The organism is Ruegeria sp. BHSB172, assembly GCF_059613165.1.
The window spans coordinates 23,316-39,722 of the sequence record NZ_JBXWRZ010000029.1 but is presented as its reverse complement, the minus strand read 5'-3'; the positions used below and the strand labels follow the sequence as shown (position 1 = coordinate 39,722).

At 63.7% G+C, this 16,407-nt stretch carries 17 protein-coding genes; 7 read left to right on the top strand and 10 right to left on the bottom strand.

The window, feature by feature from the left end:
* The 5 genes from AC2FM3_RS13080 to AC2FM3_RS13060 form a co-directional block, all read left to right on the top strand.
* The coding region (locus AC2FM3_RS13080; protein WP_496682505.1) for a carbohydrate ABC transporter permease at nucleotides 1–394 on the top strand (394 nt) is incomplete at its 5' end.
* On the top strand, nucleotides 391–1,188 hold the full coding sequence (locus AC2FM3_RS13075) for a carbohydrate ABC transporter permease (RefSeq protein WP_475143518.1): 798 nt from the start codon (nucleotides 391–393) through the stop codon (nucleotides 1,186–1,188). The genes AC2FM3_RS13080 and AC2FM3_RS13075, both read left to right, overlap by 4 nt.
* Nucleotides 1,189–1,334: 146 nt before the next feature.
* Nucleotides 1,335–1,604, top strand: coding sequence for a DUF2160 domain-containing protein (locus tag AC2FM3_RS13070; RefSeq protein ID WP_370797609.1), 270 nt, complete (start codon nucleotides 1,335–1,337; stop codon nucleotides 1,602–1,604).
* A 68-nt stretch (nucleotides 1,605–1,672) separates the two neighbouring features.
* Nucleotides 1,673–2,068, top strand: coding sequence for a BlaI/MecI/CopY family transcriptional regulator (locus AC2FM3_RS13065; protein ID WP_005983946.1), 396 nt, complete (start codon nucleotides 1,673–1,675; stop codon nucleotides 2,066–2,068).
* Nucleotides 2,055–3,152 (top strand): M56 family metallopeptidase, encoded by a 1,098-nt coding sequence (locus AC2FM3_RS13060; protein ID WP_496682502.1) that lies wholly within the window; start codon nucleotides 2,055–2,057, stop codon nucleotides 3,150–3,152. Before AC2FM3_RS13065 ends, AC2FM3_RS13060 begins: the two co-directional genes overlap by 14 nt.
* A gap of 9 nt (nucleotides 3,153–3,161) precedes the next feature.
* Here AC2FM3_RS13060 and AC2FM3_RS13055 read toward each other — a convergent pair whose 3' ends face one another.
* From AC2FM3_RS13055 to AC2FM3_RS13010, 10 genes are all read right to left on the bottom strand, one after another.
* Nucleotides 3,162–3,320 carry a hypothetical protein gene (locus AC2FM3_RS13055; protein WP_496682500.1) on the bottom strand — a complete coding sequence of 53 codons (159 nt, stop codon included), beginning with the start codon at nucleotides 3,318–3,320 and terminating at the stop codon, nucleotides 3,162–3,164.
* A gap of 332 nt (nucleotides 3,321–3,652) precedes the next feature.
* Nucleotides 3,653–4,696, bottom strand: a complete 1,044-nt coding sequence (gene arsB / locus AC2FM3_RS13050) for an ACR3 family arsenite efflux transporter (RefSeq protein WP_496682497.1) — start codon at nucleotides 4,694–4,696, stop codon at nucleotides 3,653–3,655.
* Nucleotides 4,693–5,928, bottom strand: a complete 1,236-nt coding sequence (arsJ, locus tag AC2FM3_RS13045; RefSeq protein WP_496682508.1) for an organoarsenical effux MFS transporter ArsJ — start codon at nucleotides 5,926–5,928, stop codon at nucleotides 4,693–4,695. Before arsJ ends, arsB begins: the two co-directional genes overlap by 4 nt.
* Nucleotides 5,929–5,966: 38 nt before the next feature.
* Nucleotides 5,967–6,965 (bottom strand): ArsJ-associated glyceraldehyde-3-phosphate dehydrogenase, encoded by a 999-nt coding sequence (locus tag AC2FM3_RS13040; RefSeq protein WP_496682494.1) that lies wholly within the window; start codon nucleotides 6,963–6,965, stop codon nucleotides 5,967–5,969.
* On the bottom strand, nucleotides 6,962–7,801 hold the full coding sequence (locus AC2FM3_RS13035; RefSeq protein ID WP_496682492.1) for an arsenate reductase/protein-tyrosine-phosphatase family protein: 840 nt from the start codon (nucleotides 7,799–7,801) through the stop codon (nucleotides 6,962–6,964). Before AC2FM3_RS13035 ends, AC2FM3_RS13040 begins: the two co-directional genes overlap by 4 nt.
* A 139-nt stretch (nucleotides 7,802–7,940) precedes the next feature.
* Nucleotides 7,941–9,059 carry a molybdenum ABC transporter ATP-binding protein gene (gene modC, locus AC2FM3_RS13030; RefSeq protein WP_496682489.1) on the bottom strand — a complete coding sequence of 373 codons (1,119 nt, stop codon included), beginning with the start codon at nucleotides 9,057–9,059 and terminating at the stop codon, nucleotides 7,941–7,943.
* On the bottom strand, nucleotides 9,059–9,727 hold the full coding sequence (modB, locus tag AC2FM3_RS13025; protein ID WP_496682487.1) for a molybdate ABC transporter permease subunit: 669 nt from the start codon (nucleotides 9,725–9,727) through the stop codon (nucleotides 9,059–9,061). The genes modC and modB overlap by 1 nt, the downstream gene beginning before the upstream one ends.
* A gap of 4 nt (nucleotides 9,728–9,731) precedes the next feature.
* Complete coding sequence (gene modA / locus AC2FM3_RS13020; RefSeq protein WP_496682484.1) at nucleotides 9,732–10,751, bottom strand: molybdate ABC transporter substrate-binding protein; 1,020 nt, start codon at nucleotides 10,749–10,751, stop codon at nucleotides 9,732–9,734.
* The gene (locus AC2FM3_RS13015) at nucleotides 10,733–10,948 is read right to left on the bottom strand and encodes a hypothetical protein (RefSeq protein ID WP_496682482.1); all 216 of its coding nucleotides are present in this window, start codon (nucleotides 10,946–10,948) and stop codon (nucleotides 10,733–10,735) included. Before AC2FM3_RS13015 ends, modA begins: the two co-directional genes overlap by 19 nt.
* 173 nt (nucleotides 10,949–11,121) lie before the next feature.
* Nucleotides 11,122–12,006, bottom strand: coding sequence for a LysR family transcriptional regulator (locus AC2FM3_RS13010; RefSeq protein WP_496682480.1), 885 nt, complete (start codon nucleotides 12,004–12,006; stop codon nucleotides 11,122–11,124).
* A gap of 101 nt (nucleotides 12,007–12,107) precedes the next feature.
* Here AC2FM3_RS13010 and AC2FM3_RS13005 point away from each other — a divergent pair, with 101 nt between their 5' ends.
* A complete protein-coding gene (locus AC2FM3_RS13005) occupies nucleotides 12,108–13,670 on the top strand; it encodes a proton-conducting transporter transmembrane domain-containing protein (RefSeq protein WP_496682477.1) in 1,563 nt (520 codons plus the stop codon).
* Nucleotides 13,671–13,699: 29 nt separating this feature from the next.
* Nucleotides 13,700–16,075: a YbcC family protein gene (locus AC2FM3_RS13000; protein WP_496682474.1), complete on the top strand. Its 2,376-nt coding sequence runs from the start codon at nucleotides 13,700–13,702 to the stop codon at nucleotides 16,073–16,075.
* Nucleotides 16,076–16,407 lie beyond the last annotated feature (332 nt).

The following is a 16,407-nucleotide window of genomic DNA, read 5'->3' as shown; positions in this document are numbered from 1 at the left end:
GATGGATGTCTGGCACTGGACCTCGCTGGTTGTGCTGCTGTGCTATGCCGGTCTGGTGTCCATCCCCGACGCCTATTACCAGGCAGCCAAGATCGACGGGGCAAGCCCCTGGTCGGTATTCCGCTATATCCAGCTGCCCAAGATGAAGACGGTTCTGACCATCGCGGTTCTGCTGCGGTTCATGGACAGTTTCAACATCTACACCGAACCCTTCGTTCTGACCGGGGGCGGTCCCGGCAACTCGACCACCCTGCTGTCGATCGACCTGGTGAAGATCGCGCTGGGACAGTTCGACCTTGGCCCCGCGGCCGCGATGAGCCTGATCTATTTCGCCATCACGCTGCTGGTTTCCTGGGTCTTCTACACCCTCATGACAAAGGATGACGCGCAATGAAGAAGCGGTCCCTCATCCCGATCCTGTATATCGCGTTCCTGATGTTGCCGATCTATTGGCTGGTGGCGATGTCCTTCAAGACCACGAACGAGATCCTGTCAGGCTTCTCCCTTTTTCCCCAGACCTTTACGCTGGAGAACTACAAGGCCATCTTCACCGATCCGACGTGGTATTGGGGCTATATCAACTCAATCACCTATGTGACGATCAACACGGTCCTGTCGGTTTGTGTGGCGTTGCCTGCGGCCTACGCGTTCTCGCGCTATCGGTTCCTGGGCGACAAGCAGCTGTTCTTCTGGCTGCTGACCAACCGCATGGCCCCGGCGGCCGTGTTCGCCCTGCCCTTCTTTCAGCTGTATTCGTCGATCCACCTCTTCGACACCTACCTGGCGGTGGCACTGGCGCACACGCTGTTCAACGTGCCGCTGGCAGTGTGGATCCTGGAAGGTTTCATGCGCGGCATCCCGAAAGAGCTGGATGAAACCGCCTATGTCGACGGCTATTCCTTCCCCCGGTTCTTCGTCACGATCTTCCTGCCCAACATCAAGGCGGGCGTGGGCGTGGCGGCATTCTTCTGTTTCATGTTCTCGTGGGTGGAAATGCTGCTGGCCAAGACCCTGACGGCGGTTGAGGCCAAACCGATCGCCGCCGTGATGACCCGCACCGCGTCCAGCGCAGGCTACGAGCTGGGCCTGCTGGCTGCCGCAGGCACCCTGACCATCATCCCCGGCGCCATCGTCATCTGGTTTGTCCGCAACTACATCGCGCGCGGTTTCGCGATGGGACGTGTATGAGGTTCGACATGCGCAAACTCCTTCTCTCCCTCTCCCTGCTCGCCCCGTCCTCGGCGCTGGCGCAAGCCAAGGCCGGCTGGGGCAATGTCGGTCAGGAAGAACCCAAGGGCTTTTCCTGGACCGACCCGCTGTGGCCCGACTTCTGGATGGCCTGGACCCCGGCAACGCTGGCGGTTTTCGTGGGCATCTTCTCGGCCATCGCCCTGATCGGGGTACTCGAGGTGGTCAAGTTTCGCGACGGGATCGAACGCCGGGGCGTGCTGGGCCTGACCACCACATTGGGCGACCGGCTGTTCATCACCCTGCTGGGTTCGGCCTATATCTTTCTGGCCTGGCTGGGGCTGGTTGGCCAACCGGTCTGGACCCCGCTTTTCCTGTCGATCGGCTGGGGCATTTTCGTTTTCTGGAAAGTTTAGGCTTTGCGCAACCGTGAAAGGATGCTTGTCTGGCAAGCATAACAGGCAAAATGGTGACACCGAAACCGATGCGAAAGAGAAAGACAGGAAATCTGCTGACCGAGGTTGAACTGGAGTTCATGAACGAGCTTTGGGCACTTGGCGAAGGCTCGGTACGCGACGTGCTGGACCGGCTGCCGCCCGAGCGGAACCTGGCCTACACCTCGGGCGCGACGATCCTGCGTATCCTGGATGAAAAGGGATTTGTCCAAAGCCGCAAGGATGGCAAAACCCTGATCTATCGCCCGCTGCTTGAGAAGGACACCTATCAGGCGCGGTCGCTGCAGAACCTGTCTCGCACGTTGTTCGATGACACCCCGGCCTCGCTGGTGGCACGTCTTGTCGATGACGCCGGCCTGACCGAAGCTGATCTGGAGGAAATTCGAGCACTGGTAGAGAGGAGACTGCAAAATGACAGCGGTTAAACCGGTACTCGACGCCTATTTGGACCTGAATGTCGTGCTGGCCTTGTCCGCGCTGATCTGGCTGGCCGCCCGGGCGGCGTTGCGCCCAACGGTGCAGCGGCACAATTTCGTCGTTCAATTGCGTGTGCTCAAGGCGCTTTGCCTGTGTGTTCTGCTCAGCCCGGTTCTGGCGCTGACGGTGACCGCACTGTCCGCGCAAATGTGGCCCGGACGCGCCGTGGCCATCGGGGACATCGCCGTCGCGGCCTATCTGCGGGGCGACATCGCCATGCCGGCGACCCAGTTCGAGGCCTTGCTGAACACACGCCAGCGCTGGGTCGATCTTGTGCTGTCCGGTCAAAGCCCGGTTCTGACCGGGCTTGTCGCGGCGCTGATCCTTGCCGCGCTGCGCATTCTGGCACGAACGGTTCGGGATGCGCTGGCCATTCGCGAAACCGTTCAGAACAGCTTCCTCTGGCGCCGCTCGACCCGCGTGGACGTGCGCCTCTCGGACCGGATCACCGTTCCCTTCGCTGTGCGCGGTCTGCGCCGCCGCCATGTGGTGCTGCCCAGCCATCTGCTGGACACCCCGCGTGAGCTGCGCTTCGCGCTGGCACATGAACTCGAGCATGTCCGCGCCCGAGACGTCGAATGGGAGCTTGGATTCGAACTGCTGCGTCCGCTGTTGTTCTGGAACCCGGCCTTCTGGCTGCTGAAATATCAGTTCAGCCGTCTGCGTGAGCTGTCCTGCGACCAATCCGTGGTCATGCGCCGCGGAATCAACGCCCGCGACTATACCAAATGTCTGCTGGATTACTGCGCCAGAACGGTCTCGCAGGGCCGCCCGCGTGTTCTGAACGTGGCCCTGGTTCCCGGTGGCAAGGCCAAGCGGGTCCTGCGGCAGCGGGTGATCGCCCTGGCCGACGCGCCCCGACTGAACGCGCCCGTGCCCGCCTTCTTTCTTGCGACGACGCTGATCTTTGCCGTTCTGGTGGCATTCGCGGCGGCATCGTTCCGCCAGACCCAGGATTGGAGCCACGACAGGCTGATGCTGTCGACGGTGGTCAATCTAGAACGGCTGGAAGCGCGCAACAACGGGAACTGACCGCCGCCGTCACCGATACACGCCCCACGGGCCAAAGCGCGGCGCGGCGATCCGCGCCAGCCCAGAACAGCGGGCCGGACCATCACCGGACAGGCGGTCAAAGTCACGCATCATCGACCGCATGATTGCAAACGGATCGTTGCGTCGGTTGAATGCAGGTACAAGCATGCGCGTCCTCCTCTGGTGTCGTTTCCTGGGCGCCACCTGTGACGTATCGCGCCGCGCACCCCCCCGACGGAGATCGGACATGCGGCAAGTCGGGCCGCCCCGAGGGCAGCGCAGTGTAGTGTAGTCGCGTCAGTCATCTGTTCCCGTCCTGGCGAACGGCTGGCGGTCCGCTGTTTCAGCCGAACCTGTCACGTAACCACGAAACCTCAATCGGGCGTCTCACAACCGGCCAAAGTTTCGTTGAAACCAGATTTCAAGTGGGCGCCGATAGAATTTTTCGCGCCCTCCGAGATGGGCAAGACGTGCTTTCTTTCAGCATGTTAAACCGACAGTCAGATGCCGGCACGTTCCACGGCACCTGTTTCGCGTTGCTGGAACCTGCCGCGTGTCCGGTTGGCGAAAGTCACCAGCGACAGCATCACCGGCACCTCGACCAACACACCCACTACCGTGGCCAGAGCCGCACCCGAGTTCAGGCCGAACAGGCTGATGGCGACGGCCACCGCCAGTTCAAAGAAGCTCGACGTGCCGATCAGCGCGCAGGGCGCCGCGATCCGGTGCGGCACGCGCAGGGCAAAGGCCGCCGCGTAGGCCACCGCAAAGATCCCGTAGGACTGGATCAGGATCGGCACGGCGATCAATGCAATGACCGCCGGCCGGTCTAGGATCACCTGCCCCTGCAGTCCGAACAGGATGACGACGGTCGCGATCAGGCCGACAACACCCCACGGCTTGACCCGGTCGCGGAACGCCGCGATCCGCTCAGCCGAGCCCAGCCGGTTGCGCGTCCAGACACCCGCCGCCAGTGGCAGTGCCACGAACAGGACAACCGACAGGACCAGCGTCTGCCACGGAACGGAAATGTCGGTCACGCCCAGCAGGAAGGCCACGATCGGAGCGAAGGCAAAGACCATGACAATATCATTCACCGACACCTGCAGCAGGGTATAGTTCTCGTCCCCCTTGGTCAGATGCGACCAGACGAACACCATTGCCGTGCAGGGTGCCGCACCCAGCAGGATCAGCCCCGCGATATATTGCTGGGCATCGGCGGGCGCGATCAGGTCGGCGAAGACGTATTCGAAGAACAGCACGCCCAGCGCCGCCATGGTAAAGGGCTTGATCAGCCAGTTGACCACCAGAGTGATCGCCAGCCCTTTGGGCTGTTTTACCACGTCGCGCAGGCTGCCCGGGTCCACCCCTACCATCATCGGATAGACCATGGCCCAGATCAGCACCGCCACCACCAGGTTGACATTGGCCACCTCGGCCGCCGCGATGGCCTGAACCAAACCCGGCGCGAACGAGCCGATGGCGATCCCAGCGGCCATGGCCAGCGCGATCCACAGGGACAGATACCGTTCAAATACGCTCATGCCGAGATCTCCGAAGTTGTTTGGGGCTGCAAGCGCCCCGCCGTCACGGCGGACAGCGAGACCATGGCGGCCGCCGTCCCCAGCATCAAGGGCAACCCGCCCCATTGATAGGTCAGCCCAGACAGCAGCGTACCCAACAGCCGCCCGCCCGCGTTAGCCATGTAGTAGAACCCCACATCCATCGTCACCCGCTCGGCTTGGGTGAAGGCCAGGATCAGGTAAGAATGCAGCGAGGAATTCACCGCAAAGACCGCGCCAAAGGCCAGCAGACCACCCACCAGCGTCAGCGTCAGCCATGGCGTCGGACCAGAGGACAGCAGCGCGGCCACCGTCAATAGGGCCGGCACACAGGCCAGCCCCCAGGCCCAGCTGCGCGCCGCTGCGACCAGATCAGCCTCATCCCGCGCCCCTGCCCGCAGCAGGCGCGGGGCGGCGGCCTGAACGATGCCGTACAAAATGACCCACATGGCCATGAACCCGCCGATCAGAAAAAAAGCCGCGCGGTTGCCTGCTTCGCTGCCATCCGACAGCACGGCGTAGAAATAGATCGGGATGCCGACGACGAACCAGACGTCGCGCGCCCCGAACAGGAAGACCCGCGCCGCGGACAGCCAGTTCACATTGGCCGATTTCGAAAAGACCTCGGAAAACTTCGCGCCCTTGCGTCCTTTGGGCAGCCCCGGCGGCATCGCCAGCAGCACCGCCACCAAGATCAGGAACAAAACCCCCGCCATGCCCAGCACGGCACCCTTGAAGCCGAGCCCGGCCAACAAGGCCGCCCCCAGCAGGAAGCCCAGCCCCTTGACCGCGTTCTTCGACCCGGTCAGCACCGCGACCCAGCGGAACAGCCCGCCGCCTTCAGTGGGGGCCAACAGCTTGACCGCCGATTTCGACGACATCTTGGTCAGGTCCTTGGCCACTCCGCTGGCGCCCTGCACGACCATCACGAAGGCGACGGACACACCGATGGTCCAGCCCGGATCCAATTGCGCCAGCGCCAGCAATGCCAGCACCTGTATCGTCAGCCCTGCGTACAGGGTCGTGGTCAGCCCGAACCGCGCGGCGATCCACCCGGCGGCCAGGTTGGTGGCCATCCCGGCGATCTCGTACAGCACGAACAAATAGGCCAGCTGGACCGGTGAAAAGCCCAGAGTGTGAAAATGCAGCAGCACCAGCATCCGCAGGGCGCCGTCGGTCAGCATGAAGGCCCAATAGGCTGCCGTGACGGCCATATAGGCCGACAGCCCGTCCGGACGTTGGGAAGCGCGTGTCAAAGCGATGCCCCGACCATCATCGCGACATCCACCAGGCGGTGCGCATAGCCCATCTCGTTGTCGTACCAGGCATAAACCTTTACCTGCGTTCCGTTCACCACCATGGTCGACGGTGCATCCACGATGCTGGACCGGGTGTCATTGGTATAGTCGGTCGAGACCAGCGGACGCTCCTCATAGCCCAGAATGTCGGCGAGAGGCCCCTCGGCCGCGGCCTTGAACAGGGCGTTCACCTCTTCGGCCGTCGTTTCGCGTTCAACCTCGAACACGCAATCGGTCAGCGAGGCATTCAGCAGCGGCACCCGCACCGCATGCCCGTTCAGCCGCCCCGTCAGCTCGGGATAGATCAGGGTGATCGCCGTGGCGCTGCCGGTGGTCGTGGGGATCAGCGAGTTCAGCGCCGACCGGGCACGGCGCAGGTCCTTGGCCGGACGGTCCACGATCGTCTGCGTGTTGGTCACTTCATGAATCGTGGTGATCGATCCGTGCCGGATGCCCAGGCTCTCGTGGATGACCTTGACCACAGGGGCCAGGCAGTTCGTGGTGCAGCTGGCCGCGGTCACGATGCGGTGGCGGGCCGGGTCATAGGTGCCTTCGTTTACGCCAAAAACGATATTGGCCGTATCACCATCCTTGACCGGAGCCGAGACCACCACCTTTTTCAGGCCGGCGTCGAAGTAAGGGGCCAGCTTTGCCTCGGTCTTGAAAACTCCGGTGCAGTCGATGATGACGTCGACGCCCTCAAGCGGCAGCTCCGACAGGTTGCGGGTTCCGATGAAGGGCAGCCGCACGCCGTCAATGGTGACCGAGTTTTCGTCATGACTGAAGTCGGCGGCCCAGCGGCCATGCACGGTGTCGAACTCCAGAAGATGCGCGTGCATCGCGGGGTCCCCCACCGCATCATTGATCCAGGCGATCTGCGCGCCTTTCTCAAGCAGAGGTTTCAGGGCCAGCTTGCCGATGCGGCCCAAGCCGTTGAGAGCATAAACGGTCATGCGGTTTCTTCGGTATGGATCCGGCCGATGTCATCCACGGCCTTCTGAAGTGATATGCGGTCAAGGGTTTCGAACGGCAGCGAAGAAAAGGTCAGGATTCGGTTGCGGATCGCATCGTAAGCCGTTTGAAAGGAAAGGATTTTCTGGGATTTCGTCCCGTCGGCCCCAACCGGATCGGGCACACCCCAATGGGCGCTGATGGGCTGGCCGGGCCAGGCGGGGCAGTCTTCGTTCGCAGCCTGATCGCAGACCGTGAACACGAAATCGAAATCCGGCGCGTCCGGGGCCTGAAACTCGGCAATGGTCTTGGCGCGCAAATCCGAAATGTCATGGCCATTGAGCTTCAGCACCTGCAAAGCAACCGGGTTCAACGCAGCCCGGGCCCGGGTTCCGGCCGAATACACGTTGAACCGGTCGCCCGCCTCGTCCCGCAGGATCGCCTCGGCAAAGATCGACCGCGCCGAATTGCCGGTGCAAATGAACAGCACATTGAGCTTCCGGTCCCGATCGGTCTTGTCAGACGTGGTACAGGAAGCGGGCGCGCAGATCTCGGGGCGGCCGCGGCAGCAGTCCAGCAGCAAACAGTCGATCGTCCCGCGCACTGCCGCCATCTCGACGCCGTAGCGCAACGAGGTCCCTGCCCGCTCCTGCGAAATCAGCCCCACCTGCAGCAATGCACTCAGATAATTCGACAGCGTGTTGGGCTTCAGCCCCAGCGCGCGCGCGATCTCCGAGGCCGGGACGCGGTCGGGATAGCGCCGCATCAGCAGCCGAAATACGGCAAGCCGCTGTGGATGTCCCAGGGTGGACAGACGTTCGGGAATCATTTTTTCCATATTTCATGAATATTCGAAATTAAAAGCGCAGCGCAAGTGACGGTTTGATGACAGCTCGTACTCTCGCAGTGCCGCAAACCGACAGGACGCCCCCGGCATGACCCCGGCCTGTGCCGCAACGGACCCTTGCCCGATCTGATCAGCCCAGGCCTCCGCCCCCCGCGTCATCAGCGGCACGCGCAACATGATCGCGGGCAACGGACATGGATTTGAGGATGGCGTGGACCGGATCCCCCGGTCGCAAACCAAGATCGGCTGCCGCGCGGCGTGTGATCCGAGCGAGGATCTCGTGTTCACCGACCGCAACATGGACCAGCACGCCCGGTCCTGCTCCGGGTACGATCCGTGTCACTGTTCCGCCAAGGATGTTCTGCGCCGACAGCCCCAGAGGCCGGGCGCGCGACAGGATCACGTCATGCGCCATGATCCGCACCCGGACACCGGTGCCGGGCGCCCCGTCGATCCTGGGCAAGAACAGCGGACCGGTCGCGGCGTCAAGTCGGGTCAGACCGTCGTCGAGATGCTCGGCCACCATCGCGGGCAGCATGACAGCCGCTTCGCGGATTCCCATGGCCCGCAGCGCGTCGGCGTCGGCCATCACTTCGGCCGTGGTGCCGTCGCGCACGACCCGGCCGCGGTCGATCACCAACATCCGATCCGCAAGCAACTGCGCCTCGTTCACGTCATGGGTCACTAGAACCACCGGCATTTCCAGATCGGACCGCAAGGCGATGATCTCGCCGTACAGCCGCTCACGCGTGGCACGATCCACGGCCGAGAACGGCTCGTCCAGAAGCAGCACGTCGGGGCGCCGCGCCAAGGCCCGAGCCAGCGCAACGCGCTGCTTCTGCCCGCCCGACAAGTCCGCCGGCCGGCGATGGCCGAGCCCATCCAGATGGACGCGCTGCAACAGGTGTTCGGCCTCGCGCACCCGCGCACGGCGGGGCAGATCCCCCAGGGACGTGGCCACGTTCTGCGCCGCCGTCAAATGCGGAAACAGCGCATAGTCTTGAAACACAAAGCCCACGCGGCGGCGGTGTGTCGGCAAGCAGAGCCCCGCCTCGGTATCGAGCCATGTGATCCCGGCGGCCTCGACCCGCGCCGCTTCGGGCCGCCAGAACCCAGCGATGGTCCGCAAGGTCGTGGTCTTGCCCGATCCCGAGGGTCCGACCAGTGCAAGCAACTCTCCAGGTCCTACCGCGAAGGTCAGATCAAGCGGAATTGGCGCCTTGGCCCGGAGCGTAACTCTGAGCGTCATCAGTCGAGCTTTCGCCCCATGCGGGCCGACAGGGCGAAGGTGACGGCGATGGTGAACAGCGAAATGGCGACCAAAACCGAAGACATCGTCGCCGCCGACTGCATGTCGAAGGCCTGTACGCGGTCATAGATCGCGATGGCGATGGTCTTGGTCTCGCCCGGGATCGAGCCCCCCACCATGAGGACGATGCCGAATTCACCCAGCGTATGCGCGAAGGTCAGCACCATGGCCGTCATCACCCCCGGCCATGCCAGGGGAAGTTCTATGCGCAGCAACGCGCTCAGGGGGCGCAACCCGCTGGCCGCCGCCGCCTCGCGCAGGGACGTCGGGATCGCCTCGAAGGCGCGCTGCGCCGGTTGGATGGCAAATGGCAGGTTGAAGATGACCGAGGCCACGACCAATCCCTCGAAGCTGAAGACCAATTGGTGGCCGAACAGCCCCTGCCAGGCCGCACCGATCGGAGAGTTCCGCCCGAGCGTGACCAGAAGGTAGAAGCCGAACACGGTCGGCGGCAGGACCAGCGGCAGCATCACAAGCCCCTCGACCACACCCTTTCCCCGGAACTTACGGGTCGCCAGAAACCGCCCGAACAGGATCGATACCGGTAGAAGCAAGGCCACCGTCCACGCGGCCAGCGAAAGCGAAAGCCAGAGCGCCTGCCAGTCCATGCGTCTAACCCGGCACGCTAAAGCCGTGGCGCGCCAAGATTTCAAGCGCAACAGGCATTTTCATGTAGCGATAGAACGCCTCCGCCACGGGCCCCGCATTCCGCACCAGGGCCATGCGCTGCATCAGCGGCTGGTGCCAATCGGCGGGAATGAGCGCAAATTCCCCCAGCGGCTGGAGCTGCGGCGACTGGGCCAGGGACCAAGCGATGATGCCGCCATCGGCGCTGCCCGACAGCGCGAACTGCGCGGCCTGGCTGACATTTTCACCCAACACCAGCGACGGTTCGATTGCCGTCCAGATGCCCACATGCTGCAGGACCTCCATCGCCCGCATGCCATAGGGCGCGTGCTGGGGATTGGCGATTGCAAAGCGCGACACCTGCCCGGCGCCAAGCGCGCGGTGCAGGTCTTCCAGCGTCCCGTCGGCTGCCAGCGTCGACCCTTGGTTCGGAACGGCGATGGCCACGCGCCCCTGGGCGTAGAGAGCGCCCTCGTCCCGCAAGAACCCGTCGCGGGCCAGATCGAGAACAAAGCTTTCATCGGCCGCCATGAACATTTCAAAAGGCGCGCCTTCGCGGATCTGCCGCGCGAAATTGCCGGTGGACCCGAACGCAAGCCGCAGTTCGTGGCCGGTTTTCATGGCGAAAGCGGCGGCGATATCCTGAACCGCAAAGCGCAGATCCGATGCCGCGGCAATAACGGGCGGTTCCTGCGCCCGGGCCGCTGCGGGTTGCGCAATGGCGGCAATTCCGCAGGCGAGAGTCGCTGCCCCGAACATGCGGCGGGTGAGGTTCATATCTGCGCTCCGGGTGAATGTGCCACCATTTTTCCTTGGCAAAATATCCACGCTCGCTCCCAAAGGGTCAATTGCTATTTCTTGCCGCAGACCATCCGGCTCTGTGGCAAGGACCTCTGCGACGAGTCCCTCCATAAAACCAAAAAAGAGTACGCCGACACAGGCAACTGGCGCTGCAATAGACGGCCTTTGGATTGGGTCCGGCCGTCTCAGCCGCACGAACGACATATTTCATCATCCTTGACCGCCAGTCGATCAACGGCGATGCCCGCTTTGCCTCCTGTCGGCTTGCCCCGTTGCCCAGCTTGCACGCGTTCGAAACCGGTGCCGAAATTTTGGCGGGGCTGACTTTCAGTCCATCGAAAATCCCTGTGAAAAAATGGCACCGCTCCAAATTGCGCGGGTTTCGTTTCATCAGTGGCCAAGGATGACTCAGGGTCCAAAACCGGATGCCAGAACCGAGATTGAGGTTCGCAAAAAATCGCGCGAGCATTTTGACAAAACCAAGACTCCAGCACTGCCTGTGGCTGCATAAGCTTACGCAAGGAATATTCGGCTGGTCAGCACGGAAGTTTTCTTGACGCTACACAGATCAGCCTCAGCCGAACTCCGCGGCCATGGCCGCCTCCAGCGCGTCGCGGATGAGAGGGTTGGGGAAGCGGCGACGCAGAGTCACAGCAAAGAAAGTCTCCGACAGCCCGTCGAGCTTGGCAAGCTCGACCAGCCGGCCTGACGCAAGCTCGTCCTGTACGACGATGGGTGGGATTACAGCGAGCCCTGCACCCGAACGCGCCAGAAGCCGCAGCATGGCCATGTCATCGGCCTCGGCGACGATGCGGGGCAGGATTGAGAACCCGTCGAACATAGCGTCGATGGCCGCCCGCAGCGCGCTTCCAGAGGCAGGCAGGATCAGTGGCCGGCTTTCCAGCAAGTCGTGCAGCGGCTGCCCAGCAAGATCGGGCGGACCGATCAGACTGACTGGTTGCTCGGCAATGCTGTGGATCAGGTGGCGGCTAGCTGCGTCTTGCGCGGGGGGGTGGTTGGTAAGCACCACGTCAAGCGTTAGTGCCTCTAGACCGGCGATGAGCTGAGACTGCGGACCGGAGCGCAGAATAACTTCGACATCTTCTTGCACAAGAAAGGGCGCGATGAAACCAATCTGAAAGTTGCGCGACAGCGTGGACAATGCGCCGACGCGCAGAGCTCTCCGACCGGCGTGGCGGTCGCGCAGAGTGGCCACGAGATCGTCTGCGGTCCGGAAGATCGACTCGGCATGGTCGAGCGCAATCCGTCCTGCCTCGGTCAGCACCAGCCCGCGTCCGCGGCGCTCGAACAACTGATGGCCAAGCGTGCTTTCGAGCGTCTTGATCTGTGTCGACATCGCCGACTGCGACAGGTTCAGCCGCTGCGCCGCGCCGGTGAGCGTGCCTTCGCGCGCGACTGCACGGAACAGGTGAAGATGGTGAAGGTTGAGCTTGGCCATTGTTCCATCAGATCGAACGTTTACACTAAAATTATGTAATTTTCTGGATAACGCCAAGAGTTTATGTCCGCTCCACAGTTCCTTGAACGTGGAGATTGACAATGGATGCCCTTCTTGCCTTCCCGGGCCAATTCGCGCCTCTGGTTTTGCTGATCGGCGCTGCCACAATGATGGTCACACCGGGCCGTCGTCCGCCCCGTGCGCGCTGGCTGCCGGAAAGCGCAAGCCTTGTCGCGCTAGTGCTGGCCCTTTCCGGGGCCGCCATGCTCGCGACAGGTTCCGCGCCAAAGACCGGCGTCAGCGGATTCGGGCAGCTGCTCATGCTCGACGTGATCGGCGCGACAATATCGCTGCTTGTCGCCTTTATCGGCTGGATCGTGACACGCTATTCAAAGCGCTACATGGACGGCGAAGCGCAGGAGGGGCGGTTTCACGCATTGATGCTGACCACGCTGGCCATTGTTCTGGCGTTGGTCCAAGCCGGCCATATTGCCGTTTTGGTCGCAGCTTTTCTGGCAACCGGGATAGTGTTGCGTCAACTCTTGCTTTTCTATTCGGATCGGCCGGCGGCGCGGAGAGCGGCAACGAAGTTCTCCCTGGTCTGGCACGCCGGCGATATAGCGCTGGTGCTTGCAGCAGGTCTGCTTTGGGTGTCTTTCGGCACCGCCGATCTGACCGCACTGCGCGAGTCTGTGCAAACGCAAGGCCTGGGCGCTGCGGGACAGGCAGCCGTGGCGCTCATTGTGCTGGCAGCGCTCTTGAAGACGGCAGCCTTCCCCGTGCACGGCTGGCTGACTGAGGTGATGGAGGCGCCTACCCCGGTTTCGGCGCTACTGCATGCAGGGATCATCAATGCAGGCGGAGTCCTGCTGATCCGGCTCGCAGAGCTGGTGCAGGCCAGCCCTGCGGCGATGGCGGTTCTGGTCCTGATGGGCGGGCTCACTGCTCTCTTTGGGGCGGTGGTGATGCTGACACAAAGCGCGGTCAAGACGGCACTGGCCTGGTCGACGGTCGGGCAGATGGGCTTCATGCTGATGCAATGCGGGCTGGGCTTGTGGCCGATTGCGCTCCTGCACATCGTCGCCCATGGGCTCTACAAGAGCCATGCCTTCCTGACTGCCGGTATGGCCGTGACCGAGGTCAACGCCGCGCGCCGTCCGGGGCCTGTGGCGGTGCCGGGCTGGGGGGCAGTGTTTCGGGCCTTTGCCCTGGCGCTGGCACTTTATGCGGCTATGGCGGGGGCTTTCATGGCCATCGCCGGGCCGAAGTCACCGCAGGCGTTGGCGCTGGGCGCGATTCTTGTCTTCGGCGTCGCCTACCTCGTGGCGCAAGGGCTGGCCGATGCCGCGCCGCGGGCCCTGACGCGCCGCACCGCGCGCGCCGCGCTCGCCGCCACGGTGGCCTATTTTGCCTTCCAACTCGGCGCGCAAGCGCTCTGGGGCGCTCATCTGCCCGCACCGCCCGTTCCGGGCCCGCTGGAATGGGCGCTGATCGTGCTCGCGGTTACGTCCTTCGGGTTGGTGGCGCTTGCTCAGGCTCTGTTTCCGCTCTGGGCGAACCACCCAGCTGCTGCAGGGCTGCGCGTGCATGTCACCAACGGCCTGTACCTAAATGCGCTCATTGACCAGGCGATCGGCGGCTTCCGCACTGTGAAGTCCAAATAAACGCGAAATAAGGATCTTACGAAATGTTCATGCAAGAAATCGACATAGCGCCAGCCCGGCTGTCGGCGATCCTGAAGGCCGCCGAGGCCGCCGTGCGGGCGATCCCACCCGCCTTCCCGCTTGATGCCACGGTGGCAGTCAACCCCTTTCTTGGACAGGCGGGAGAAAACATGACCGTAGCGGCGGCACGTCTTGCGCGCGTATCCGGTGCGGCGCTCTTCCGTCCGCGCACTGAGCTTGCAGCCGAGGTTGCAGCAGGGCGTATCACCGATGACGATCTCGCAGCGGCGCTGATTGCCTGCACCTCACCGCTTAAACCGGCCAACTTGGCGCTTCTAAAGGCCAAGATGCATGCGCCGACACCAGCGCCCCGCGCTCTGCCAACCGTTGCCGATCTTGCTGCCGAGTTGAGCGGGACCGACTGGCCCGCCGTGATCGAACGCTGCGTCGGCCTCTGGGCGGCCGGTCACTTCGACCGGGGGCAAGCGTTTTGGTTACCTGCGACGGATGCCCCCGCCTGGGCCGCCTGGAGGGCCTGGGCCGCGCGCGACCTGACCCCCGAGATCGCCGGACTCCATGGCTTCTGCGCGCATGTCGCAGCCGTCCCAGACACCCCGGAGCGAGCGATCGCCAGAGCGGCCGAGTCGCTGGGCATCGAGGCAGACGCGGCCGAAACGGCCTTTCACCGGCTGCTTTTGGACCTCGGTGGCTGGGAGCAGCACGCTCGCTGGTTGCTGTGGAAGGCCGAGCAAGAGAGAGGGACCGACCGCACCCTTCCGGCGCTGCTAGCGATCCGTCTGACCTGGGAGGAGGCTCTTTTTGCGCAGTACCCCGAACTCGCGCCCCGCTGGGCCGAGGTGGTTCGGGCGCATGCCGAACCCGTCGCGCCAACCCCGGACCTCGTGGTTGATGCAATCCTTCAGGATGCCGCCGAACGTGCCCTCCAGCGGCGCCTCGACGAGCGGCTCGATGGGCCCGCCGCCCTGCCCTCGGCACGCTCGACGCTGCAGGCGGCCTTTTGCATCGACGTGCGCTCCGAGCCGTTTCGCCGCGCTCTCGAGGCGCAGGCACCGGGGATCGAGACCCTTGGTTTCGCTGGTTTCTTCGGCCTGCCGGTCGCGCATTCTCCACATGGCTCCGATGCGGTCGAGGAGCATCTGCCGGTGCTGCTGACGCCCGCCCTGCGCAGCTCGAGCCAGCAGCCCGGGACCGCCGAGAAGGCGACACGCATTGACGCGCGGGCAGTGCGCGCCTGGGGGCGTTTCCGGCAGGCGGCAGTCTCGTCTTTTGCCTTTGTGGAGGCGGCGGGGCTCGTCTATGGCTGCAAGCTTCTGGCCGGCACATTCGGCAAGGCCGCCGCAGCAGAGACGCCAGAACCCGCCCCTCGCCTTGCAGATACGCTCTCGCCGGAACGCCGGGCGGAAATCGTGGCCGACGTGCTCAAGGCAATGGGCCTTCGTGAAGGATTCGCACGGCTGATGTTACTCGTCGGCCATGGCGCACAGGCCACCAACAACCCCCACGAAAGCGCCTATCACTGCGGCGCCTGCGGAGGTCACACAGGTGCGGTTTCGGCGCGGCTTCTGGCCGCACTACTGAACGATCCAGAAACCCGTGCGCATCTTCCGGGGCTCGGGATCGCGCTGCCCGAGGACACGCACTTCGTGGCCGCGCTGCACGACACCACAACCGAGGAAGTGAGTTTGTTCGATGCCGAAGCCCCCGCCACGCATGCGCCGGAGCTTGCACAGACCCGCGCGTGGCTTGCAGCGGCGAGCAATCAGGCGCGGATGGAGCGCGCTCTCAAGCTTCCCGGCGCAACGCCCCAAACCGTGGCGACGCGGGCGCGCGACTGGTCCGAAATCCGCCCCGAATGGGGGCTTGCGGGCTGTTCCGTGTTTATCGCCGCCCCGCGCGCGGCGACCGCTGGCAAGGATCTCGGCGGGCGTGCCTTTCTGCACAGTTACGACTGGAAGGCGGACGAGGGCTTTGCCACGCTCGAGTTGATCCTGACCGCACCTGTCGTGGTGGCAAGCTGGATCTCCCTGCAATACTACGGCTCAAGCCTCGCACCCGAAGTCTTCGGGGCCGGCAACAAACTCATCCACAATGTCGCAGGCGGCATCGGCGTGGTCGAGGGAAACGGCGGGCGGCTGCGGGCAGGACTGCCCTGGCAGGCAGTGCATGACGGCATGCGTCAGATGCATGAGCCGCAGCGCCTGACCGTGCTCATCGAGGCCCCGCGCGAAGCGATCTCGGACATCCTCGCCCGCCACAGCGAGGTTGCGGCGCTGTTCAACAACGGCTGGCTCCACCTGCTGCAACTCGAATCTGGACGCGTCGCCGCTCGCTATCGGCCAGGTGGAGAATGGCGGACACAAACCGTTCCGAGGCAGGTAGCTTGAGCGTTAAAGACGCATCGCCTTCGGTATCATGCATGGCAAAGAGGCGGTGTTCGCACTGCCTCGGCACAAGGTCTCCGCCTCTTGCGCGCCATCGGCCGGGCATGGCGCTAGCGGAAGATTCTGGAGGCCGGCTAGGTCGCCACACTCACGGATCTCGCCGCCGACGAGGGCCTGTCCGACCGCTACTTCGGCCACCTCAAACGCCTCGCCTGACTTGCGCCCGAAGTGCTCGGGCGCCTCGTCGTCCACCGCTAGCCCTGCACGATCACGATCGGCGACTACAGCGGCAGGCTTTCCGGTAAACTAGGCGCGATTGATACGCCACATACTTA

Bases quoted from the DNA above. Each gene is read 5' to 3' on its own strand.
- AC2FM3_RS13075 (WP_475143518.1), top strand. From the start codon at position 391: ATGAAGAAGCGGTCCCTCATCCCGATCCTGTATATCGCGTTCCTGATG.
- AC2FM3_RS13070 (WP_370797609.1), top strand. From the start codon at position 1,335: ATGGCCTGGACCCCGGCAACGCTGGCGGTTTTCGTGGGCATCTTCTCG.
- AC2FM3_RS13065 (WP_005983946.1), top strand. From the start codon at position 1,673: ATGCGAAAGAGAAAGACAGGAAATCTGCTGACCGAGGTTGAACTGGAG.
- AC2FM3_RS13060 (WP_496682502.1), top strand. From the start codon at position 2,055: ATGACAGCGGTTAAACCGGTACTCGACGCCTATTTGGACCTGAATGTC.
- AC2FM3_RS13055 (WP_496682500.1), bottom strand. From the start codon at position 3,320: ATGCTTGTACCTGCATTCAACCGACGCAACGATCCGTTTGCAATCATG.
- arsB (WP_496682497.1), bottom strand. From the start codon at position 4,696: ATGAGCGTATTTGAACGGTATCTGTCCCTGTGGATCGCGCTGGCCATG.
- arsJ (WP_496682508.1), bottom strand. From the start codon at position 5,928: ATGGCCGTCACGGCAGCCTATTGGGCCTTCATGCTGACCGACGGCGCC.
- AC2FM3_RS13040 (WP_496682494.1), bottom strand. From the start codon at position 6,965: ATGACCGTTTATGCTCTCAACGGCTTGGGCCGCATCGGCAAGCTGGCC.
- AC2FM3_RS13035 (WP_496682492.1), bottom strand. From the start codon at position 7,801: ATGGAAAAAATGATTCCCGAACGTCTGTCCACCCTGGGACATCCACAG.
- modC (WP_496682489.1), bottom strand. From the start codon at position 9,059: ATGACGCTCAGAGTTACGCTCCGGGCCAAGGCGCCAATTCCGCTTGAT.
- modB (WP_496682487.1), bottom strand. From the start codon at position 9,727: ATGGACTGGCAGGCGCTCTGGCTTTCGCTTTCGCTGGCCGCGTGGACG.
- modA (WP_496682484.1), bottom strand. From the start codon at position 10,751: ATGTCGTTCGTGCGGCTGAGACGGCCGGACCCAATCCAAAGGCCGTCT.
- AC2FM3_RS13010 (WP_496682480.1), bottom strand. From the start codon at position 12,006: ATGGCCAAGCTCAACCTTCACCATCTTCACCTGTTCCGTGCAGTCGCG.
- AC2FM3_RS13005 (WP_496682477.1), top strand. From the start codon at position 12,108: ATGGATGCCCTTCTTGCCTTCCCGGGCCAATTCGCGCCTCTGGTTTTG.
- AC2FM3_RS13000 (WP_496682474.1), top strand. From the start codon at position 13,700: ATGCAAGAAATCGACATAGCGCCAGCCCGGCTGTCGGCGATCCTGAAG.